The organism is Klebsiella sp. CTHL.F3a, from assembly GCF_019890895.1.
Taxonomy (GTDB): domain Bacteria; phylum Pseudomonadota; class Gammaproteobacteria; order Enterobacterales; family Enterobacteriaceae; genus Klebsiella; species Klebsiella grimontii.
Window position 1 is genome coordinate 1,631,730 of sequence record NZ_CP082360.1, and the last position, 20,471, is coordinate 1,652,200.

Sequence of the window (20,471 nt, forward strand, 5' to 3'; positions counted from 1 at the left end):
TTTTTTGCCTTTCCCCTCGACAGCGGGAATTTTTTCGGGTTATTTTCTAAACGTGCTGCACATGCAGCAGCGTCGCTCGGACGGTCCGGGCGCTAACGTTAATCCGAGGAATCTATGGCTGAATTCAGTCCTGAACGCCGTTTTACGCGTATCGATCGTCTCCCCCCGTACGTTTTTAATATCACTGCTGAGCTGAAAATGGCTGCGCGACGCCGCGGCGAAGATATTATTGATTTCAGCATGGGTAACCCCGATGGCGCGACCCCGCCGCATATCGTTGAGAAGCTATGCACCGTTGCCCAGCGTCCCGATACGCACGGCTATTCCACCTCTCGCGGTATTCCGCGTCTGCGCCGGGCGATTTCTCGTTGGTATCAAGAGCGCTATAACGTTGAGATCGATCCGGAATCAGAAGCGATAGTAACCATTGGTTCAAAAGAGGGACTGGCGCATCTGATGCTGGCGACGCTTGACCATGGCGATACCGTACTGGTGCCGAATCCCAGCTATCCTATTCACATTTATGGGGCGGTAATCGCCGGAGCCCAGGTGCGTTCAGTACCTCTCGTTGAAGGCGTGGATTTTTTCAATGAGCTCGAGCGCGCCATTCGCGAGAGTTACCCGAAGCCGAAAATGATGATCCTCGGTTTCCCTTCCAACCCGACCGCGCAGTGCGTCGAACTGGAGTTCTTTGAGAAAGTCGTGGCGTTGGCGAAGCGTTATGACGTACTGGTTGTGCACGATTTGGCCTACGCCGATATTGTTTATGATGGCTGGAAAGCGCCCTCTATTATGCAGGTTCCCGGCGCGCGCGATGTTGCCGTCGAATTCTTTACGCTATCGAAAAGCTACAATATGGCGGGCTGGCGTATCGGCTTTATGGTTGGCAACAAAACGTTGGTTAATGCGCTGGCGCGTATTAAAAGCTACCACGACTACGGCACCTTCACCCCTCTACAGGTTGCGGCTATTGCGGCGCTTGAAGGCGATCAGCAGTGCGTTCGTGACATTGCCGAGCAGTATAAGCGCCGTCGCGATGTGCTGGTGAAAGGACTGCATGAGGCCGGATGGATGGTGGAATGTCCGAAGGCGTCAATGTATGTATGGGCGAAGATCCCTGAACAGTATGCGGCGATGGGCTCACTGGAGTTCGCTAAAAAGCTGCTGCAGGATGCTAAAGTCTGCGTTTCGCCGGGCATTGGCTTCGGGGACTACGGCGATACGCACGTACGCTTCGCTTTAATTGAAAACCGCGATCGTATCCGCCAGGCGGTGCGCGGCATTAAATCCATGTTTCGTGCAGACGGGCTGCTGCCCGCCTCGACGAAGTTAACCAGCGAAAGCAACGAATAAAAAAAGGAGCCGAGAGGCTCCTTTTTTAACACCGTTACAGCTAGATCATCAGGGCGAAAGTACCGGCCCAAACGATGACCATAAAAGAAATGCCCATTAAAAAATATTTCACGACTCATCACTCCGCGATCTCGGCGAGACGCCTTAAATGAATTTGCTCTTCATTGTCTGTTCAACTATCGCTCACAAAAATTCTCTTTTTCCGATGGCGATAGCTGTAAATTCTGAGCTCAAACGGCTCCAGATGGCGCTAATGTACGCCTAAAAAATGAGGGAAACAAGATCCATTTTTTTATTAATTTTTAGTTACTTACGAGTGTCGTGATTCGGCGACACATTAATTTCATTCGGTATTAAATTTTTTCCGGCGACGGTCGTCAGCGATAATTTTGTCTACCGATATAGTCGTTTGATTTTGGGCTTTTTTCTTCTGGAAAGCGGGGCGGGACAAACGCCCCGCGCGGTGAAAAACGGGTTTAGCGAATGGCTGAATGCGAACGCTGCCACTCTTGCGGATAGCGCGAGGGGGCAAAACGCAGCGTGATGACCATCAAGGCTAAGATACAAACGGCGTGCAGCATCCAGTCGAGCTGGTAGTTGCCGCTTAAACTTCGCAACAGCCCTGATAACCACGGAGAAAGTCCTGCAACAATAAAGCCCACTCCTTGCATAAAAGCCACCAGTCGGCCAGCAATGGCAGGGTGACTGGCGTGATCGAGCGCCAGTACCAGGCACAGCGGAAACGCGCCGCCTAAGCCAATACCGCAGCTGATAGCCCAGACAAAGGGTATCTGCTGCGGTAGCCAGATAAAGCCGCAGAAGCCGATGAGCTGTAATGACAACGCCGCCATCAGCAGCTTACGTCGATCTTCCTGTCTGGCCAGAATGGGCAGCAGAAGCGCTCCACCAGTCTGGCCGACGGTCATCAACGCCAGCAGGGTGCCGCTGAACTGCGCGCTGTATCCCGACTGCATATAGTATGGGGGCAGCCAGGCTATCAGGCTGGCATAACCGCCGTTGATCAAACCAAAATAGAGGCTGAGCGCCCATGCCCGACGATGGCGAAAAAGAGTCTCCGGGAGCCCTGATGGCGGCTGAGCGGGTAATGTACGGCTTAGTGGCCCCCAGCAGAGGAGCGCGGCGGCGGCGGGTAAGGCCCACCACGCAAGCGCGTGATACCAGATAGCGCTATGCTGCGCCAACCACGGTGTGAATGCGGCCCCCAGGCCGCCGCCACCCATCAGCGCCGCTGACCAGAGTCCCATCACCTGCGGCGTCCGACGATGAAAAAGACGCTTTATCACCGCGGGAATGAGCGCCTGAATCACACCAATGCCGATGCCGCCAAAGAGCGCGCTGCTGAGGAGTAGCATGCTCTGCGGCGCCAGCTCACGAAGCAAAGCCCCGGCGATTATCGTTAACAGGCCGAGGGCGATACTTTGCCGCTCGCTAAATTGAGCATTAATCCAGCCGCCGGCGAGCGCCAGCAGACCCATGGCCATTACCGGCAGCGCGGTGAGCAGGGAAGCGAGCGTGAAGCTCATTCCGCTCACCTGTAGGAGCTGCGGTAGGAGAGGGCCAACAGAGGTCAGCAGCGGACGCATATTTATACCAATAAGCACCAGCACCAGCAGCATGGCGCTATTGCGCTGCGTCAGATGCATCGCTGAGCCGCCGCGGTGAGTTTCGTGCTGTGGTAAGAATGGAGGCAACTCATGCCAATCTCCTGTGGCGTTTGGTCAAGAAGCGCGAACAGAGTACGTAACTTATTTCATAAGTTAAAAGACTTAATTATGATTGAGTTCATTTGAATTGCTTATGGATGAATTCATGTTGCTGCGCCACCTCAATTACTTCATTGCCGTCGCTGAACAAGGCGGTTTTACGCGAGCGGCAGCCATGTTGCACGTTTCGCAACCGGCTTTGTCGCAACAGATTCGACAACTGGAAGAAACTCTGGGCGTACAGCTTTTTGATCGCAGCGGGCGCAATACCCGCCTGACGGATTCAGGTAAGGTGTGGTTAATTTACGCGCGTCGGGTTTTACAGGGGTTGGCTGAAGGGCAGCGTGCGCTAAATGACGTTGAAGATCTGCAGCGTGGCACGCTACGTGTCGCGATGATGCCGACCTTTACCACGTATTTTATGGGGCCGCTAGCGGCTGCCTTTTATCAGCGTTACCCGAATATTACGCTGGATATACAAGAGTTAGCGCAGGATCGGATGGAGACCCTTCTGCTAAATGACGAACTGGATGTCGGTATGGCTTTTGAAGGCAGCAATTCGCGGGATATTGTATCTCAGCCGTTGTTCTCGGAAACCCTGGCGCTGGTGGTAGGACGCTATCATCCCCTGGCGGCGGCTCGCTGCATAGAGCTGACCGCGCTCAATGATGAGTCGCTGATTCTACTGAGTAGCGCTTTCGCCACCCGTGAACAAATCGATCGCTACTGCCGGCAGCGTGAGATTCAACCGAAAGTACAGATGGAGGCAAACTCGATTAGCGCAGTGCTGGCCGTTGTTGAACGCACGTCGCTGGCAACCCTACTTCCGGCTGCCATTGTTCTGGGGCGCGATGATTTAACCGCGATTGAACTCGCCCCATCGTTGCTGGAAAGAACCGCGTGTTTGCTACAGCGCAAGGGGGCCTGGCAAAGCGCCGCAGCCCGCCAATTTAGGCTAATGGCGCATCAGGCTGCAACAGAACTGAGCGCTGGGCTTTCAGAACTCGAATAAGAGATATTTAACGTTACGTTGATGTGCTGTTTAGAAAGTAATTCATAAACATGAAGCACCTTCATATAGGATAGTGTTATTATGAGGTGAATTCACATATGAATTCATATTGAAGTGCGTTTAACATATTAAGAATAAATTATGCGCCACCGTCCCCATGGCGCTAAAATGTTTCATCCTGAAATCATTATATTAAATACTTGTCATTTGAACGTGTATTCTGATGCCGGAAGATTAATGCTGCCGTAGCTTGAAACCACACCTTCAGACCTGAGTTTATCCATGGCAATATTAAAAATTTTATTTTTCCTGTTTTCCGTGGCGTTAAGAATGTTATCGCCAAAATGTGGATTGGATTGAATTATATGATTGATAAATTCGATGAGTAATTTATTTTGCATGATACTTGAGGAGGGGGCCATATCTTGATCGTCAGGCACGTTTAAGGTTTTTTCAGCAAGTTCGAGAGGGCGGCTGCTGATGGTATGTTCGTAAATTTTCTCAATCGCCTGACACGTGATATACAGCTTATTGAGCGTGATGGTTGGCCTCTCATCCTTATCAGGTATGAAGTGGCAAAAGAGGACATTTGTTGCAGGGGATATAATGCTAATCCTCTGCTCAGTAATGGTGCCATCGGCCGTTTCCAGTACCTCGGTTAAATTTCTGGTGTCGCAGTACCATAAGCCAGAGACGGAAACCCGGAGCTTCAGCTGGGTAACAGGCATGCCATATTGCGCTTCCTGTTTTGGTTCACTGTCATTGAACTTGAAAATTTTGTTTATTTTTGAATGCCGTGACCAGGATCTTTCGCTAATGCTCAATTCATCAATATTTGGTGCATTGAGAAAATAGAGATTGTTGCCGCCCTGGTCATGCTGGAACGCGCCCTTTAGTGTACCGTTGGTTCTACCCAATTTTGTGCAAAGGGTTATAGCACCAATATCATGCCAATGAAGCAAATCTTCTATTTCACAATTCAACAATTTTTTAGCGCGAGAGATTGAACAATATTCCAGAGGAGGAAGATTGTTTAGTTTCCATATGTTTCTTTCTTTTCTTTCCATGATCGCTATTATCTTATGAAAAATAGGTTGGTTGGGATATCTAAAGTTGACCTCTATCGGCGTTGCGATGATTTCTATTCACACTGAATATTTATCAGAACCGATAGCGTATATCAATTATTGCGTCTGAGTATCAATGTTGAATCTGGTCAGGGTACTATCTTTCACGCATCTTATCAGCTTCCCTGTAATAATTAAACGTATCGCTAGTAAAAAAATTATAATTGCTTGCTATTACTATAGGAAATTAATTGTTCTTTATTATTTTGTTTGAGAATTAAATTCATGGTTGTTATGTGAGGTTTTTGATAATACATGCGACTGATGCTTAATTACTAAACGAGCTATCTTGAATGCGGAACATCTTATTAAACGTTTCTGTTAGCCGATGCGATGGCTGGTATCACGTAATCATCTGTTTTAGCTCGGGCTCGTAGGCTAAAAATCCTGCTATCAAAGCAGGCTGAATGTCTTCTGCAGGAATTAAATTGCGGTATTGCCGGTGATCATACCAATGAAAATACGGTGGGTATACCCACCGTACTGTTTTTATTTTTTCACTGCACTTTTGGCAGCACTTTTTGCGTTATCGCAGGCAGCCTGGTTTTTTGCACAAGCGTCTTTGGCTGCTTTTGCTTCTTTCTGCGCATCGGCTTTTGCCGTTGACTTTGCCTGGGCGCACTGCGTTGGGTTGTCCTGGCAGGCTGATTTAGCCTTTGAAACGACCTGACCGTTTGCCGCGCTCGCAGCGCCACAAGCCATAAGTGCACAGATGCCCAACGCCATTGCGATTTTTTTCATCATATCTATCCAAATAATCAAATCAGGGAGGGCAAAAGGCTGTCCGCAAGTCCTGCATAGAACCCTATTCATGTTGCAGACATCCTGCCCCGTGAAGTCGCGGATCGCTGAGAGGGTAACTTCTCATCCGCCATAAACCGCCGGACGCGCTGCTTTTAAGCAGCGCTGATGCTGAAACAATCGCGGTTCAGCGCATCCGGCAGCGCGAAGAATACGTGACGCTAAAGATTTATCTACTGGGATTGTTTTGCGAATCGTAACGGCAGGAAACAATAAACAATGATAACTACTGTGAATGATAGGGTTTTATTTATCTTTTTGATTTTAATGGAATAAAATTTAAAGATGGGACCTGTTGCGCGGGATGATTCTGAAGAAGGCTACGGTAACAAAATATTCACCCTCCCCGGTAAGCAGTGTTGATGTCATCCAGACTGCTAATTCAGTCATGCTGTAGGCCGCTTCATCATCGGGGTAAAAAGGAGGGCGACTTATCCGATCGGAGCCGTAAGATAGATTAAGTTTATTCACTGACAGCACGGATAGTTCAGAGCGTCAGTGTGTCAAAAGCATACGCTGGGCTTATAGCAAGGGCACTCGTCATAAACGGGGTGTACAAATGGCGGGAGTGCGGAAATGGAGCGTATATGAAGATAAGAGAAGTGCTGATGGCTATTGCTGTGCTGTATCCGTTAGCGGGGTACTCAGCCAGTTTTGATTGTCAGAAAGCGATGCAGGCGGATGAGAAGGCTATCTGTGCTGACCGGAGCCTGAACGATATGGATGTTGCGATGGCAACGAAGTATCAGTTCCTGCGGGGGCTTTTTCCAATGGGGACGCGCGGTAGGATGATAGATGCACAAAAAGCATGGCTCCATAGCCGGCAGAAGTGTGGTAGCGATATCAGCTGTTTGACAAAATCATATGAAGGCCGATTACAGCAACTTGATGAGATCTATGCCGGGATTGATAAACCTCTGTGATTCAGATGATTCGATCTTAACGTTTTTTCTGCGGTAGTGATACTCAAGGGATTTTGCGAACTGAGCCGAACGACTCAAAAGTGTCCCCTGCAGGAATCGAACCTGCAACTAGCCCTTAGGAGGGGCTCGTTATATCCATTTAACTAAGGGGACAAAGCGCCGGGATTATAGCGTTATTTTCGGCGCACGTTAAGCTTGCGCGGGCCAACTGCTTAATCTATAGCCACTTAGCGCTTTTTTGCCTCTTCGGCTGCACGAGCCTTCTTCTCGTGACTCATGTCATTGCGGATCTGCGCATGGCTTAATAAAGCGAAAATAAAGGTCCCGCCGCATATGTTGCCGGCAAGTGTTGGCAGAGCAAAAGGCCAGATAAATTCCTGCCACGGCAGCGTTCCGTTAAATACCAGGTAGAAAATCTCGACGCTGCCAACCACAATATGCGTGGTGTCCGCCAGGGCGATAAGCCAGGTCATCAGAATGATGACGACAATCTTTGCGGAACCTGCGGCAGGGAACATCCACACCATTGTTGCGACCAGCCAGCCGGAAATAATCGCATTGGTAAACATCTCCAGCGGGGGATTTTGCATCACCTTCAGGCTAATTTTGAGAAAAGCCTCGCGAGTGGGCTCATCAAAAACAGGCATCACATCAAACGCCCATGCTGCGATCGCAGTCCCGATCAGGTTACCGGCCAGCACGACTCCCCATAGACGCAGCAGCAGGCCAATATTGCCGAGCGTGGGCTTGTGCATAATCGGCAGGACGGCGGTGACGGTGTTCTCGGTAAACAGCTGTTGGCGAGCGAGGATGACGATTACAAAACCAAAGGTGTAGCCGAGATTTTCCAGCAAAAAACCGCCGGGAAGTTCGCTAAGATGAACATGGAAGATACCTTTGGCGACCAGCGAAGCCCCCATTGAAAGCCCGGCGGCAATCGCTGACCAGAGTAGCGCCATAGCATCGCGCTCAAGCTCTTTCTCACCCTCCTGACGAATCACTTCATGGGTGGCCATTGCTTGTGAAGGCAGCCGTTCTTCATCAACCTCAATTTCTTCACCATTCTGTTTTTCATCACTTTCTACCTCAACATCTTCACTATCATGGTGAGTTTGCGGCTTCATCACTTTTCCTCAACGACGGGTCTTTATTATAATCGTAGAGCGGTTTCGGCTGTTTGGGTCGGATAAGCTCCTAAATTCTTCGCAATGACAAGATTAGCAATACGGAAATTGCAAAATGTGTATAGAATCGGGACATCAACAATGATGCTAAAAAAGGCTATGCTGAAAGCAGGCACATGCTTACGGGCGATATCTTAATGGAGGCAGCTGTCCCCCGATAACCCCCAGCGATAGCTAAATTTAACAGGGAGACACCTATGAATTTTCGCCTGTCGGCGCTTGCGCTTGGCGCCACATTGCTGGTGGGGTGCGCCAGTTCTAATTCTGGCGATCAACCACAGGGGCGTTCAGATCCGCTTGAAGGCTTTAACCGTACCATGTTCAACTTCAACTTTAATGTTGTCGATCCCTATGTTCTTCGCCCGGTCGCGGTGGCGTGGCGTGATTATGTTCCGCAGCCTGCGCGTAATGGTCTGAGTAATTTTACCAGCAACCTTGAAGAGCCAGCGGTAATGGTGAACTCCTTCCTGAAAGGCGATCCCTATAAAGGAATGGTGCACTTTACGCGTTTCTTCTTGAACACCATCCTTGGGATGGGGGGCCTGGTTGATGTGGCCGGGATGGCGAATCCGAAACTGCAGCGCGTTGAGCCTGCACGCTTCGGTAGCACGCTGGGTCACTATGGCGTCGGCTATGGTCCATATGTGCAACTGCCTTTCTACGGCAGCTTCACCCTGCGTGATGAAGGGGGGGATATGGCTGATGACTTGTATCCGGTTCTTTCCTGGCTGACATGGCCGATGTCTATTGGTAAATGGATGGTTGAGGGCGTTGAAACACGCGCGCAGCTGCTGGATTCAGACGGCTTGCTTCGTCAGTCCTCCGATCCGTATATCTTAATGCGTGAAGCCTACTTCCAGCGTCACGACTTTATCGCCAACGGCGGTAAACTTTCTCCGAATGAGAACCCCAACGCGCAGGCGATTGAAGGCGATCTTAAAGATATCGATTCACAGTAACCGACGGGTTGAAAGTAAAAAGGGTGAACATGATGTTCACCCTTTTTTGTTGCTGCTGAGGATCAGAAACGGTAGTTGAAGTTCGCGCCGTACAGCCAGGCTTTACCTTCTGATTTAAAGGTATACGGCCCTTCTGTAAATTCAACGTGCTGACCGTGCATATAAGACACACCGACGTCGACTGAGGCATCTTTATTAAAGGCGTAAGTCGTACCGGCGCTGAGCCACAGGCGATCCTGGTCCGGAATAGAGATAGAGCGATTGGAAGCCGGGACCGGGCTATCATCAAAGGCGATACCGGTACGGAAGGTCCAGTTATCGTCATAATAATAGGTGGTACCCAGCGCGATACGATAGGAATCTTTAAAACCTTCGTCTTTATAGAACAGCGTTTCGCCACCGCTGGTTTTGGTTGCTTTCAGCTCCTGGAACTGGCTCCAGCTGGTGTATGCCAGGCTGTAGTGAACGGCCCATTTTGGCGCCACGCGGTTATACCCTGAAATTTCCCACATTTCTGGCAGATTCAACGTTAGAGAACCGCCAATCGTGGAGCCGCCGGTGCCGTACGGCAGGCCCAGGCCCAGAGCAGAGTTGATGGGGTTGAGGGAAGACGGCAGGCTGCTCTTATAATCCCCATCAAAATCAACTTTAATTTCAGAGCGATAGGTCAAACCGTAGCGGTTGTTTTTATCGACTTCATATAAAATACCGGCATTCCAGCCAAAGCCCCATTCATCACCCTTCAGGCGAGCAATTTGGGTGTCGCGGCTGATACCGCCGGCCTGTTGACCAATTGCCGCCGCCTGAGCCGGGGAGAGTTTGCCTGCTTTCACCATTCCCGGTAGCTGAGCGCCGATGATTTCCGGTAAATCGCCCGCATAGCGCTCTAATTTCGCCCGCGCGTAGACGGCGTCAAAACCCAAACCAAAACTCCAGTGGTCGTTGAGGCGATATGCGCCGCTCAGGTTCAGGTTGAGCGTTTCGAGATCGGTCGTACCGCCCATCGAGCCTGCGGCAAAATCGTTGTTGAACTCGGTGGCTAAACCATAGTTCGACGTAAGGGAAGCTCCCCAACCGAACTGGTCGTTAATCGGCGCCACGAAGTGCAGATTCGGCACCCATGCGGTTGGCGCGATATTGTCCTGGCTGGCGTCATTACCTATAACTGAACTGCCGGTGACGTTGACATCAGGATCGACGAAAATGGCGCCGCCCGAGAAGGTTGGGCGGTCGAACATCATGATTAACGCCGGGTTACGGCTGGCGTTGCCCGCATCATCAGCAATAGCGCCTTCACCTGAATAGGCGCGACCAAGGCCCGATGAAGAGAATTCGTTTAGCTGGAAGCCTGCTGACCAGGCCTGGGTTGAAACCATTGCTACAGCCACTGCAAGGGCAGATTGGGTAAGGCGGGTTTTCTGGCTCATGCCCATAACCTCATAGAGTTATTTTTTATTTAAACAATGTTACATGCTGTAACAGGAGCGCGAAGTGTAGGGTCTGCTTTACGACAGAGAAATCAGACCAGTGCGCTGAGTATAGGTCTGACCAGATGATATGTTGCAAGTTTGTTTATAAGTTTTTTCAATTGTGATCTAAGAAACGCGATCCAGTTGGCAATTTTGCCGAGGCAGCTGATACCCAAAGTGGGCGGTTTTTGTTTTGGATCATTTTTAAGTGTGATTTCGGTCACTTATCCCGTTTGTCGCCATTAACGACTGGAGGCTGGCATGCCCCGGGCGTAAAATAAGCACATTGTTTGTCTGGCACTTTGAGTGCATATACAGAGGAAATCTACGATGAGTAAATGCAGTGCTGATGAAACCCCGGTTTGCTGCTGTATGGATGTTGGCACCATTATGGACAACACCGATTGCACCGCATCCTATAGCCGCGTGTTTGCGAACCGTGCCGAAGCAGAAGAAACGCTCGCCGCATTAAGCGAAAGAGCGCGTAACGTTGAATCTGAGCCGTGCAAAATCACCCCGAACTTTACAGACGTTGATGGCGGCGTGAAGCTGGATATCGATTTCGTGTTCAGCTGTGAAGCTGAAACTCTGATTTTCCAGCTCGGCCTACGCTAATCCTTCCCCCGGACGCCCCTCATGTCAGGGGCGTTACCTTTTCTAATCAATGTGTTTTGGCTCCCACTTTTTCGCTTCCCTGATTGGCTTAATGTAAAATATTAGTTAAAACTGTTATCAGGTCAGACCACTTTGTTTTATCGGTTAACAGGGGAGCGTTATGAGTCAGGCATTACCGCTAGTCACCCGCCAGGGCGATCGTATCGCGATAGTCAGCGGTCTACGTACTCCGTTTGCCCGACAGGCGACGGCTTTCCACGGCGTGCCGGCCGTTGATTTAGGTAAACTGGTGGTCGGCGAAATGCTGGCTCGCAGTACTATCCCCGCGGACATAATAGAGCAGCTGGTATTTGGTCAGGTGGTGCAAATGCCGGAAGCGCCGAATATCGCCCGGGAAATTGTACTGGGGACCGGCATGAGTGTGCATACTGACGCCTATAGTGTCAGCCGCGCCTGCGCGACCAGCTTTCAGGCGGTGGCCAACGTCGCGGAAAGCCTGATGGCAGGCACTATTCGCGCGGGTATCGCCGGCGGGGCCGACTCCTCTTCCGTATTACCCATTGGCGTCAGCAAAAAACTTGCCCGAACGCTGGTTGACGCCAATAAAGCCCGTACCCTGGGGCAGCGCCTTAAGCTATTTTCCCGTCTGCGTTTTCGCGACCTTCTGCCCGTACCGCCAGCCGTTGCCGAATACTCAACCGGGCTGCGAATGGGGGATACCGCCGAACAAATGGCGAAAACCTGGGGTATCACTCGCGAACGGCAGGATGCGCTGGCGCTTCGTTCGCACCAGCTTGCCGCCAAAGCCTGGGAGGAAGGGAAGCTATCGGCAGAAGTGATGACGGCATACACGCCGCCGTTCCGTGAGCCGCTGGAGCAGGACAATAATATTCGTAAAAATTCAACCCTGGCGGATTACCAAAAGTTACGCCCGGCTTTCGATCGTCAACACGGGAGCGTGACCGCCGCTAACAGTACGCCGCTAACCGATGGGGCGGCGGCGGTGATCCTGATGACCGAGTCCCGGGCGAAAGAGCTGGGTCTTGTCCCGCTGGGCTATCTGCGAAGCTACGCTTTCACCGCGATTGATGTTCGCCAGGATATGCTTCTGGGCCCGGCCTGGTCGACGCCGCTGGCGCTGGAAAGAGCGGGGCTGACGCTGGCTGATTTGACCTTAATAGACATGCACGAAGCTTTTGCCGCGCAAACGCTGGCCAACCTGCACTGTATGGCCAGCGATCGCTTTGCCCGCGAAGTGCTTGGCCGCTCTCAGGCTATCGGGGAAGTGGACGAGAGTAAATTTAACGTGCTGGGCGGCTCGATTGCCTACGGTCATCCGTTTGCCGCCACCGGCGCGCGGATGATCACCCAAACGCTGCATGAGCTGCGGCGTCGCGGCGGAGGTTTTGGGCTGGTCACCGCCTGCGCGGCGGGGGGATTGGGTTCAGCGATGGTTCTGGAGGCTGAATAATGGAAACCGTATCGGCATTTACGCTTGAGGTTCGCCCGGACAATATCGCCGTCATCACCATTGACGCGCCCGGCGAAAAAATGAATACCCTGAAAGCTGAGTTCGCCAGCGAGGTACGGGGGATCATCCGTCAGATCCGTGACAACAAGGAACTGCGCGGCGCGGTGTTTATCTCGGCAAAACCGGATAATTTTATCGCCGGGGCGGATATCAATATGATTGCCCGCTGCCATTCCGCGCAGGAGGCGGAGGCGCTTGCCCGTCAGGGTCAGCAAATCATGGCCGAGATCCACGGGCTGCCGATTCCGGTGATTGCCGCTATCCACGGCGCATGCCTGGGCGGCGGGCTTGAGCTGGCGCTGGCCTGCCACGGGCGGGTATGCAGCGATGACGATAAAACCCGGCTTGGCCTCCCGGAAGTACAGCTGGGGCTGCTGCCCGGCTCCGGAGGAACTCAGCGTCTACCGCGATTAATTGGCGTCAGCGGCGCGCTGGAGATGATCCTCACCGGTAAGCAGCTTCGCCCGCGACAGGCCCTGAAGGCGGGGTTGGTCGATGAGGTGGTGCCGCAGACTATCCTGCTGCGAACCGCGGTTGAACTGGCGCTCAAGGGCCGCCCGGCAAGCCGCGCTGTTCCGGCGCGTGAACGTATTCTCGCAGGCCCGCTTGGCCGCAGCCTGCTGTTTCGTCTGGTGGCGAAAAATACGCATCACAAAACCCAGGGGAACTACCCGGCTACAGAGCGCATTTTGCAGGTGATGGAAACCGGACTGGCGCAGGGCTGCAGCAGCGGATACGCCGAGGAGGCCCGCGCTTTTGGCGAGCTGGCGATGACGCCACAATCGCAGGCGCTACGGTCGATTTTTTTCGCCAGCACCGATCTGAAAAAAGATCGCGGCGCGGATGCTGAACCCGTCGCGCTGCGCAGCGTGGGTATTCTGGGCGGAGGACTCATGGGGGGCGGTATCGCTTACGTCACCGCCTGCAAAGGCGGATTACCGGTACGCATTAAGGACATCCAGCCGCGTGGGATAAATCACGCGCTGAAGTATAGCTGGGATCTGCTCGATAAACAGGTGCGCCGCCGCTATCTGCGCGCCAGCGAGCGCGATCGCCAGATGGGGTTAATATCCGGTTCGCTGGATTACCAGGGATTCGCACATCGCGATGTGGTGATTGAAGCGGTGTTTGAAGATCTTGCGCTCAAGCAAAAAATGGTCAGCGAAGTTGAACAGCATTGTCGTCCGGAGACGATCTTTGCTTCTAACACGTCGTCTTTACCGATCGGCGAGATCGCGGCGCATGCAAGCAGGCCGCAGCGGGTCATCGGGCTTCATTTCTTTAGCCCGGTAGACAAAATGCCGCTGGTGGAGGTGATTCCACATAGTGGTACGGATCGGCAGACAATTGCGACGGCGGTTAAGCTGGCTAAACTGCAGGGTAAAACGCCGATTGTCGTCGCCGATAAAGCGGGCTTTTATGTTAACCGCATTCTGGCCCCCTACATCAATGAAGCCATGCGCCTGTTGATGGAAGGCGAGCCGATAGAGCATATTGATAACGCTTTGGTTAAATTCGGTTTTCCGGTTGGCCCGATTCAGCTCCTTGATGAAGTGGGGATCGATACCGGCACCAAAATTATCCCAGTGCTGCAGGCCGCATGGGGAGAACGTTTTAGCCCGCCTGCAAACATCATTAGCTCGATTCTGAATGACGATCGCAAAGGGAGAAAAAATAACCGGGGTTTCTATCTTTATGCGGCAAAAGGGCGTAAAAGCAAAAAACGGCCCGATCCTGCGATCTACGCTTTACTGGGTATTTCCTCTCCACAGGCGCGCTTGTCCGCGCAGCAGGTGGCGGAACGTTGCGTGATGATGATGCTTAACGAAGCGGCGCGCTGCTTCGATGAGCGAGTGGTTCGCAGCGCCCGCGATGGCGACATCGGCGCCGTGTTTGGCATTGGTTTTCCGCCGTTTCTTGGCGGCCCGTTCCGCTATATGGATACCCTGGGAGCGGGGGAGGTGGCGGCGATACTGCAGCGCCTGGCCGCTCAATACGGCCCGCGTTTTACACCATGTGACACTTTGTTACACATGGCCGAGCAGGGGGCGACCTTTTGGCCCGCTGAGGAACGTACGACCTAAGTTGTGGTCAAAGAAGGTAAATCCGGCAATGAACGGCGCTGTGCTTTGGCGATTTTGTAAGCAATAGTTGACTATACTTACGCCATTGAGGTAAAAAACAGCGTTTCATTCGTTGAATGGATCAGGCACAATGCCCGGCCACCGGGTCACCTGCGTATCGTCTACGTGGGTAAGACCGCGGTGCTTCTGGTTAACAAAAGCGGTGCAATATGCAAGTTTTTATCATGCGTCACGGCGACGCTGCCCTCGATGCAGCCAGTGACTCGGTTCGTCCATTAACCGTCTGCGGTTGCGATGAGTCTCGTCAGATGGCTACCTGGCTGAAAGGTCAAAAAGTGGATATTGAGCGGGTTCTTGTGAGTCCCTACCTGCGTGCTGAACAGACGCTGGAAATTGTTGGGGAGTGCATGAATCTGCCAAAAGATGTCGACGTGATGCCGGAACTCACGCCGTGCGGCGACGTTGGCATGGTTAGCGCTTATTTGCAGGCGCTGGCAAATGAAGGTGTGGCGACGGCGCTGGTCGTGTCTCACCTCCCTCTGGTGGGGTATCTTGTCTCAGAGCTGTGCCCGGGGGAAACTCCCCCGATGTTCACCACTTCGGCGATTGCCTGCGTCACGCTTGATTCCAGCGGCAAAGGCGAGTTCAACTGGCAAATGAGCCCCTGCAATTTGAAGATGGCTAAGGCTATCTGATTCCCTCCGGGGCTGACGTTTACGGAAGCTCCGGCGGTTGCCACTCTTCAACTTCAATCAGTACCAGCAGTGCGGCGTCTCCGCCGTACTCTTTTGGTGCCTGATGAAACGCCATAATATGTGGGTGCTGAGCCAGCCACAGCGGCGTTTGCTGTTTGAGAATATGCTTCCCATGCCCGTGCATTACGCAGGCGCAGAATACGTGCTCGCGACGGCAGGCGGCAATCAAGGCTCCCAGTTCCTGCTTGGCCTGCTGCTGGGTTAAACCGTGCAGGTCGAGAAACAGCTCCGGCGAATAATCACCCCGACGCAGCTTTTTCAGCTCAAAATGGCTGACGTCTGAGCGCACATATTTAACCGACCCTTCGGTATTCAGTAGTGGCTGAAACTCATCGGAAAAATAGTGGCTGTTATCCGCTTGCTCCTGGAGCAGCCGCTTGGGCGGTACTTCAGCGATTTTTTTACGCTGCGGGCGATGAACGATGGTGTCTTGCTTAATCTGACGCGTGCCGGTCATCAACTGCCGGAACAATGCCTGATCCTCCTCGCTTAGCGATGTTTTCTTTTTCATTACCTGATCTCATTTTTTCTTTGTCGGTAGTTTACCCGACTCGCCACGCATCCAGGCAAGGAAAACCTATTTTTCCCCCTCCGCCTGACGTAAGAATGCTGATTTATCCCCGTCTTCGTGGCAAACTAGCCGCCGAATTTATAGCAGAGCGTGCCCTGGGGGATAGCGTGGATAAAATTTTTGTTGATGAAGCCGTTAATGAGCTTCATACCATTCAGGACATGCTGCGTTGGGCGGTAAGCCGCTTTAGCGCCGCAAATATCTGGTACGGACACGGCACCGATAACCCGTGGGATGAAGCCGTACAACTGGTGATGCCGTCACTGTATCTGCCGCTTGATATTCCGGAAGATATGCGTACGGCGCGTCTGACTTCAAGCGAAAAACATCGCATCGTTGAGCGCGTCATTCGCCGTATTAACGAGCGCATTCCGGTCGCTTATCTGACCAATAAAGCCTGGTTCTGCGGCCATGAGTTTTACGTTGATGAGCGCGTGCTGGTGCCGCGTTCGCCGATTGGCGAACTCATTAACAACCATTTTTCCGGCCTGATTGACCACTATCCGCAGCACATCCTCGATATGTGCACCGGCAGCGGCTGTATCGCTATCGCCTGCGCATACGCTTTCCCGGAAGCGGAAGTCGATGCGGTGGATATTTCTCCTGACGCGCTGGCCGTGACCGAGCAGAACGTGGAAGATCACGGCTTAATTCATAACGTGACGCCGATTCGCTCCGATCTATTCCGCGATCTGCCGAAGGTACAATACGATCTGATCGTGACCAATCCGCCGTACGTCGATGAAGAAGATATGTCCGACCTGCCGGGCGAATATCGCCATGAACCGGTTCTGGGACTGGCCTCCGGTAGCGATGGCCTGAAATTGACCCGCCGGATCCTGGCCTGCGCGCCGGATTATCTCAGCGATGACGGTATCCTGATTTGTGAAGTCGGTAACAGCATGGTACATCTGATGGAGCAATATCCTGACGTGCCGTTTACCTGGCTGGAGTTTGAAAATGGCGGCGATGGCGTCTTTATGCTGACTAAACCGCAGCTGATTGCCGCGCGCGCGCATTTCGGTATTTATAAAGACTAAAACAACACGCAAACATAACGACAAAAACGGAGCCGTGATGGCAGGAAACACAATTGGACAACTCTTTCGCGTCACGACGTTCGGCGAGTCGCATGGCCTGGCGCTGGGCTGCATTGTTGACGGCGTGCCGCCAGGCATTCCGCTAACCGAAGCCGATCTCCAGCACGATCTCGATCGCCGTCGTCCGGGAACCTCGCGCTATACCACCCAGCGCCGCGAGGCGGACCAGGTGAAGATCCTCTCCGGCGTATTCGAGGGCGTAACCACCGGGACCAGCATTGGCCTGCTGATTGAGAATACCGACCAGCGTTCTCAGGACTACGGCGCCATTAAGGACGTTTTCCGTCCGGGACACGCAGACTACACCTACGAGCAGAAATATGGCCTGCGCGACTATCGCGGCGGCGGTCGTTCCTCCGCGCGTGAAACCGCTATGCGCGTGGCCGCCGGGGCGATTGCCAAGAAATTCCTTGCCGCGAAATTCGGTATTGTGATTCGCGGTTGCCTGACCCAGATGGGCGATATCCCGCTGGCGATAAAAGCGTGGGATCAGGTAGAGCAGAACCCGTTCTTCTGCCCGGATCCGGACAAAATCGAAGCGCTTGATGAACTGATGCGCGGCCTGAAAAAAGAGGGCGACTCCATCGGGGCGAAAGTCACGGTGGTGGCCGATGGCGTACCGCCGGGGCTGGGCGAACCGGTGTTTGACCGTCTGGATGCCGATATCGCGCACGCGCTGATGAGCATTAATGCGGTGAAGGGCGTAGAAATTGGCGATGGTTTTGAGGTGGTGAAACTGCGCGGCAGCGAAAACCGCGATGAAATTACCAAAGCGGGCTTCCAGAGCAACCACGCGGGCGGCATTCTCGGCGGCATCAGCAGCGGTCAGCAGATCGTGGCGAATATCGCGCTGAAGCCGACCTCCAGCATTACCGTACCTGGACACACGATCAATCGCTTAGGCGAAGAAGTTGAGATGATCACCAAAGGGCGTCACGATCCTTGCGTCGGTATTCGCGCGGTACCTATTGCCGAAGCGATGCTGGCGATCGTGTTAATGGATCACTTTATGCGTCAGCGCGCGCAAAACGGCGACGTGACGACATCAATTCCACGCTGGTAATAGATGAAAAAAACCGTTATCGCACTGCTGGCGCTTCTCGCCAGCGGTACCAGTCTGGCGGCAACGCCGTGGCAGAAAATCACGCAGCCCGTTAGCGGCAGCCCGCAGTCCATTGGCGCGTTTGCCAATGGCTGTATCGTTGGCGCGCAGGCGCTGCCGTTAAACGCCACCGGCTATCAGGTGATGCGTACCGATCAAAACCGCTACTTCGGCCATCCGGACCTCGTGCAGTTTATTCAGCGTCTGAGCAATCAGGCGCACAATAAAGGCATGGGAACGGTGCTGATTGGCGACATGGGTATGCCAGCCGGGGGACGCTTTAACGGCGGCCACGCCAGCCATCAGTCCGGGCTGGACGTCGATATTTTTCTTCAGCTGCCGCAGGCGCGCTGGAGTTCAGCTCAGCTGCTGAAGCCGCAGGCTCTGGATCTGGTGGCCCGCGACGGCAAGCGCGTGGTGCCGTCGTTGTGGAGCCCGCAAATCAGCCAGCTGATTAAGATGGCGGCGGAAGATAGCGAAGTCACGCGTATTTTCGTCAACCCGGCGATTAAGCAGCAGCTGTGCCTTGATGCCGGTAACGATCGCGACTGGCTACGCAAGGTCCGCCCGTGGTTCCAGCACCGCGCGCATATGCACGTGCGCCTGCGCTGCCCGGCAGGCAGCCTCGAGTGTGAAGACCAGACCCCGCCTCCGGCCGGCGACGGCTGCGGCGCGGAATTGCAAAGCTGGTTTGAACCCCCTAAGCCGGGATCAACCCCTCCTGTGAAGAAGACGCCGCCTCCGCTGCCGCCTTCCTGCCAGGCGCTACTGGATGAGCATATTCTTTAATGGATAGTTTTCTCGACGTTTTTATGGTGTCACCGACGGTACTGGTCGTACTGTTCTTCGTGGCCATTCTGGCGGGTTTCATCGATTCTCTGGCGGGCGGCGGCGGGTTATTGACCGTGCCGGCCCTGATGGCGGCGGGTCTTCCCCCTGCGCAGGCGCTGGCCACCAACAAGCTGCAGGCCTGCGGCGGGTCGCTTTCCGCTTCGCTGTATTTCATTCGCCGCAAGGTGGTGAATCTGGCCGATCAGAAGCTCAATATTCTGATGACCTTTCTCGGCTCGACCGGCGGCGCGCTGCTGGTTCAGCACGTTCAGTCCGACGTTCTTAAGCAAATACTGCCCATTCTGGTTATCGGTATCGGCCTCTATTTTCTGCTGATGCCGAAGCTCGGTGAAGAGGACCGGCAGCGCCGTCTGTATGGCCTGCCGTTTGCCCTGATTGCCGGCGGCTGCGTTGGCTTTTACGACGGTTTCTTTGGCCCGGGCGCCGGATCTTTTTACGCGCTGGCGTTCGTCACGCTGGCCGGGTTCAACCTGGCGAAATCGACCGCGCATGCAAAATTGCTGAATGCGACCTCTAACGTTGGCGGCCTGCTGCTGTTTATCATCGGCGGTAAGGTCATTTGGGCTACCGGCTTTGTGATGATGGCTGGGCAATTTATCGGCGCTCGCGCGGGATCGCGGCTGGTGCTGAGCAAAGGACAGTCACTGATTCGACCGATGATCGTCGTGGTGTCGGCGGTGATGAGTGCAAAACTGCTTTATGACAGCCATGGACAGGAGATCCTCCACTGGCTGGGGATGAACTAATGAACAGCACGCATAAATATGAACAGCTGATCGAAATCTTCGACGGCTGTTTTGCTGACGATTTTAATACCCGTCTGATTAAAGGCGATGACGAACCGATCTATCTTCCGGCAGATGATGATGTGCCGTACAACCGCATCGTCTTTGCCCACGGCTTTTACGCCAGCGGACTGCACGAGATATCGCACTGGTGTATTGCCGGAAAGGCGCGCCGTGAGCAGGTTGATTTCGGTTACTGGTACTGCCCGGACGGCCGCGACGCGATGACCCAGTCTAAATTTGAAGACGTCGAGGTGAAGCCTCAGGCGTTTGACTGGCTGTTTTGCGTGGCGGCGGGATATCCCTTTAACGTCAGCTGCGACAACCTGGAAGGGGATTTTGAGCCTGACCGCATCGCTTTTCAGCGGCGCGTGCATGCCCAGGTGATGACCTATCTGGAGCAGGGGATCCCCGAGCGTCCCGCGCGTTTCATTCAGGCGCTGCAAGAATATTACCAAACGCCGCCCTTGACGGCAGAACAGTTCCCGTGGCCGGAAGACCTGCACTAAGGCCACGCTTTACAT

20 protein-coding genes and 1 tRNA gene are annotated in these 20,471 nt (G+C 53.3%); 13 read left to right on the forward strand and 8 right to left on the reverse strand.

Annotation, left to right across the window (positions count from 1 at the left end):
* The first annotated feature begins 114 nt into the window (after nt 1–114).
* On the forward strand, nt 115–1,353 hold the full coding sequence (alaC, locus tag K7H21_RS07835; protein ID WP_004123291.1) for an alanine transaminase: 1,239 nt from the start codon (nt 115–117) through the stop codon (nt 1,351–1,353).
* Nucleotides 1,354–1,393: 40 nt separating this feature from the next.
* Here alaC and ypdK read toward each other — a convergent pair whose 3' ends face one another.
* Both ypdK and K7H21_RS07845 read right to left on the reverse strand, forming a co-directional pair.
* On the reverse strand, nt 1,394–1,465 hold the full coding sequence (ypdK, locus tag K7H21_RS07840) for a membrane protein YpdK (RefSeq protein ID WP_077777854.1): 72 nt from the start codon (nt 1,463–1,465) through the stop codon (nt 1,394–1,396).
* 364 nt (nt 1,466–1,829) lie between these two features.
* Nucleotides 1,830–3,017, reverse strand: a complete 1,188-nt coding sequence (locus tag K7H21_RS07845) for a cyanate transporter (RefSeq protein WP_275955106.1) — start codon at nt 3,015–3,017, stop codon at nt 1,830–1,832.
* A gap of 166 nt (nt 3,018–3,183) precedes the next feature.
* Between K7H21_RS07845 and cynR the strand changes: the two genes are divergently transcribed.
* A complete protein-coding gene (gene cynR, locus K7H21_RS07850; protein WP_223035692.1) occupies nt 3,184–4,089 on the forward strand; it encodes a transcriptional regulator CynR in 906 nt (301 codons plus the stop codon).
* 203 nt (nt 4,090–4,292) lie between these two features.
* On the opposite strand, the gene K7H21_RS07855 is transcribed toward cynR, so the two are convergent.
* Both K7H21_RS07855 and K7H21_RS07860 read right to left on the reverse strand, forming a co-directional pair.
* On the reverse strand, nt 4,293–5,156 hold the full coding sequence (locus K7H21_RS07855) for a hypothetical protein (protein ID WP_004123282.1): 864 nt from the start codon (nt 5,154–5,156) through the stop codon (nt 4,293–4,295).
* Nucleotides 5,157–5,705: 549 nt separating this feature from the next.
* Complete coding sequence (locus tag K7H21_RS07860; protein WP_224325836.1) at nt 5,706–6,029, reverse strand: late histone H1; 324 nt, start codon at nt 6,027–6,029, stop codon at nt 5,706–5,708.
* A gap of 575 nt (nt 6,030–6,604) precedes the next feature.
* Between K7H21_RS07860 and K7H21_RS07865 the strand changes: the two genes are divergently transcribed.
* Complete coding sequence (locus K7H21_RS07865; protein WP_004123279.1) at nt 6,605–6,940, forward strand: lysozyme inhibitor LprI family protein; 336 nt, start codon at nt 6,605–6,607, stop codon at nt 6,938–6,940.
* An 81-nt stretch (nt 6,941–7,021) separates the two neighbouring features.
* On the opposite strand, the gene K7H21_RS07870 is transcribed toward K7H21_RS07865, so the two are convergent.
* Together K7H21_RS07870 and K7H21_RS07875 are read right to left on the reverse strand one after the other, a co-directional pair.
* Nucleotides 7,022–7,093: transfer RNA gene (locus tag K7H21_RS07870), tRNA-Arg, on the reverse strand.
* A gap of 74 nt (nt 7,094–7,167) precedes the next feature.
* Complete coding sequence (locus K7H21_RS07875) at nt 7,168–8,064, reverse strand: formate/nitrite transporter family protein (protein ID WP_112165563.1); 897 nt, start codon at nt 8,062–8,064, stop codon at nt 7,168–7,170.
* A 257-nt stretch (nt 8,065–8,321) separates the two neighbouring features.
* Between K7H21_RS07875 and mlaA the strand changes: the two genes are divergently transcribed.
* The gene (gene mlaA, locus K7H21_RS07880) at nt 8,322–9,083 is read left to right on the forward strand and encodes a phospholipid-binding lipoprotein MlaA (protein WP_004123272.1); all 762 of its coding nucleotides are present in this window, start codon (nt 8,322–8,324) and stop codon (nt 9,081–9,083) included.
* Nucleotides 9,084–9,145: 62 nt separating this feature from the next.
* Here mlaA and fadL read toward each other — a convergent pair whose 3' ends face one another.
* Nucleotides 9,146–10,510 (reverse strand): long-chain fatty acid transporter FadL, encoded by a 1,365-nt coding sequence (gene fadL / locus K7H21_RS07885; RefSeq protein ID WP_075208544.1) that lies wholly within the window; start codon nt 10,508–10,510, stop codon nt 9,146–9,148.
* Nucleotides 10,511–10,882: 372 nt separating this feature from the next.
* Between fadL and K7H21_RS07890 the strand changes: the two genes are divergently transcribed.
* From K7H21_RS07890 to sixA, 4 genes are all read left to right on the forward strand, one after another.
* The gene (locus K7H21_RS07890) at nt 10,883–11,167 is read left to right on the forward strand and encodes a YfcZ/YiiS family protein (RefSeq protein WP_049079446.1); all 285 of its coding nucleotides are present in this window, start codon (nt 10,883–10,885) and stop codon (nt 11,165–11,167) included.
* A 160-nt stretch (nt 11,168–11,327) separates the two neighbouring features.
* Nucleotides 11,328–12,638: an acetyl-CoA C-acyltransferase FadI gene (gene fadI, locus K7H21_RS07895; protein ID WP_004123265.1), complete on the forward strand. Its 1,311-nt coding sequence runs from the start codon at nt 11,328–11,330 to the stop codon at nt 12,636–12,638.
* Nucleotides 12,638–14,782 carry a fatty acid oxidation complex subunit alpha FadJ gene (gene fadJ, locus K7H21_RS07900; RefSeq protein ID WP_223035693.1) on the forward strand — a complete coding sequence of 715 codons (2,145 nt, stop codon included), beginning with the start codon at nt 12,638–12,640 and terminating at the stop codon, nt 14,780–14,782. Before fadI ends, fadJ begins: the two co-directional genes overlap by 1 nt.
* A 209-nt stretch (nt 14,783–14,991) precedes the next feature.
* Nucleotides 14,992–15,477: a phosphohistidine phosphatase SixA gene (sixA, locus tag K7H21_RS07905; RefSeq protein ID WP_032741921.1), complete on the forward strand. Its 486-nt coding sequence runs from the start codon at nt 14,992–14,994 to the stop codon at nt 15,475–15,477.
* 19 nt (nt 15,478–15,496) lie between these two features.
* On the opposite strand, the gene smrB is transcribed toward sixA, so the two are convergent.
* On the reverse strand, nt 15,497–16,048 hold the full coding sequence (gene smrB, locus K7H21_RS07910) for an endonuclease SmrB (protein WP_004123257.1): 552 nt from the start codon (nt 16,046–16,048) through the stop codon (nt 15,497–15,499).
* 167 nt (nt 16,049–16,215) lie between these two features.
* On the opposite strand from smrB, the gene prmB reads away from it, so the two are divergent.
* From prmB to K7H21_RS07935, 5 genes are read left to right on the forward strand one after another with little or no spacing between them, the layout of a single operon-like run.
* Nucleotides 16,216–17,148, forward strand: coding sequence for a 50S ribosomal protein L3 N(5)-glutamine methyltransferase (gene prmB / locus K7H21_RS07915; RefSeq protein ID WP_009652591.1), 933 nt, complete (start codon nt 16,216–16,218; stop codon nt 17,146–17,148).
* Nucleotides 17,149–17,185: 37 nt separating this feature from the next.
* Nucleotides 17,186–18,271, forward strand: a complete 1,086-nt coding sequence (aroC, locus tag K7H21_RS07920) for a chorismate synthase (protein ID WP_223035694.1) — start codon at nt 17,186–17,188, stop codon at nt 18,269–18,271.
* A 3-nt stretch (nt 18,272–18,274) separates the two neighbouring features.
* Complete coding sequence (gene mepA, locus K7H21_RS07925; protein WP_004123249.1) at nt 18,275–19,099, forward strand: penicillin-insensitive murein endopeptidase; 825 nt, start codon at nt 18,275–18,277, stop codon at nt 19,097–19,099.
* Entirely contained in the window at nt 19,099–19,908 is an 810-nt protein-coding gene (locus tag K7H21_RS07930) for a sulfite exporter TauE/SafE family protein (RefSeq protein WP_004123247.1), read from the forward strand. The genes mepA and K7H21_RS07930 overlap by 1 nt, the downstream gene beginning before the upstream one ends.
* Nucleotides 19,908–20,456 carry an elongation factor P hydroxylase gene (locus K7H21_RS07935; protein WP_004123243.1) on the forward strand — a complete coding sequence of 183 codons (549 nt, stop codon included), beginning with the start codon at nt 19,908–19,910 and terminating at the stop codon, nt 20,454–20,456. Before K7H21_RS07930 ends, K7H21_RS07935 begins: the two co-directional genes overlap by 1 nt.
* Nucleotides 20,457–20,471: the final 15 nt, after the last annotated feature.

Excerpts from the sequence above, each read along its gene's own strand:
- K7H21_RS07875 (WP_112165563.1), bottom strand. The coding sequence starts at position 8,064 with ATGAAGCCGCAAACTCACCATGATAGTGAAGATGTTGAGGTAGAAAGT.
- K7H21_RS07935 (WP_004123243.1), top strand. The coding sequence starts at position 19,908 with ATGAACAGCACGCATAAATATGAACAGCTGATCGAAATCTTCGACGGC.
- K7H21_RS07860 (WP_224325836.1), bottom strand. The coding sequence starts at position 6,029 with ATGAATAGGGTTCTATGCAGGACTTGCGGACAGCCTTTTGCCCTCCCT.
- K7H21_RS07890 (WP_049079446.1), top strand. The coding sequence starts at position 10,883 with ATGAGTAAATGCAGTGCTGATGAAACCCCGGTTTGCTGCTGTATGGAT.
- fadI (WP_004123265.1), top strand. The coding sequence starts at position 11,328 with ATGAGTCAGGCATTACCGCTAGTCACCCGCCAGGGCGATCGTATCGCG.
- aroC (WP_223035694.1), top strand. The coding sequence starts at position 17,186 with ATGGCAGGAAACACAATTGGACAACTCTTTCGCGTCACGACGTTCGGC.
- alaC (WP_004123291.1), top strand. The coding sequence starts at position 115 with ATGGCTGAATTCAGTCCTGAACGCCGTTTTACGCGTATCGATCGTCTC.
- mepA (WP_004123249.1), top strand. The coding sequence starts at position 18,275 with ATGAAAAAAACCGTTATCGCACTGCTGGCGCTTCTCGCCAGCGGTACC.
- K7H21_RS07930 (WP_004123247.1), top strand. The coding sequence starts at position 19,099 with ATGGATAGTTTTCTCGACGTTTTTATGGTGTCACCGACGGTACTGGTC.
- K7H21_RS07845 (WP_275955106.1), bottom strand. The coding sequence starts at position 3,017 with ATGCATCTGACGCAGCGCAATAGCGCCATGCTGCTGGTGCTGGTGCTT.
- K7H21_RS07855 (WP_004123282.1), bottom strand. The coding sequence starts at position 5,156 with ATGGAAAGAAAAGAAAGAAACATATGGAAACTAAACAATCTTCCTCCT.
- K7H21_RS07865 (WP_004123279.1), top strand. The coding sequence starts at position 6,605 with ATGAAGATAAGAGAAGTGCTGATGGCTATTGCTGTGCTGTATCCGTTA.
- sixA (WP_032741921.1), top strand. The coding sequence starts at position 14,992 with ATGCAAGTTTTTATCATGCGTCACGGCGACGCTGCCCTCGATGCAGCC.
- mlaA (WP_004123272.1), top strand. The coding sequence starts at position 8,322 with ATGAATTTTCGCCTGTCGGCGCTTGCGCTTGGCGCCACATTGCTGGTG.
- fadL (WP_075208544.1), bottom strand. The coding sequence starts at position 10,510 with ATGAGCCAGAAAACCCGCCTTACCCAATCTGCCCTTGCAGTGGCTGTA.
- smrB (WP_004123257.1), bottom strand. The coding sequence starts at position 16,048 with ATGAAAAAGAAAACATCGCTAAGCGAGGAGGATCAGGCATTGTTCCGG.
- fadJ (WP_223035693.1), top strand. The coding sequence starts at position 12,638 with ATGGAAACCGTATCGGCATTTACGCTTGAGGTTCGCCCGGACAATATC.
- cynR (WP_223035692.1), top strand. The coding sequence starts at position 3,184 with ATGTTGCTGCGCCACCTCAATTACTTCATTGCCGTCGCTGAACAAGGC.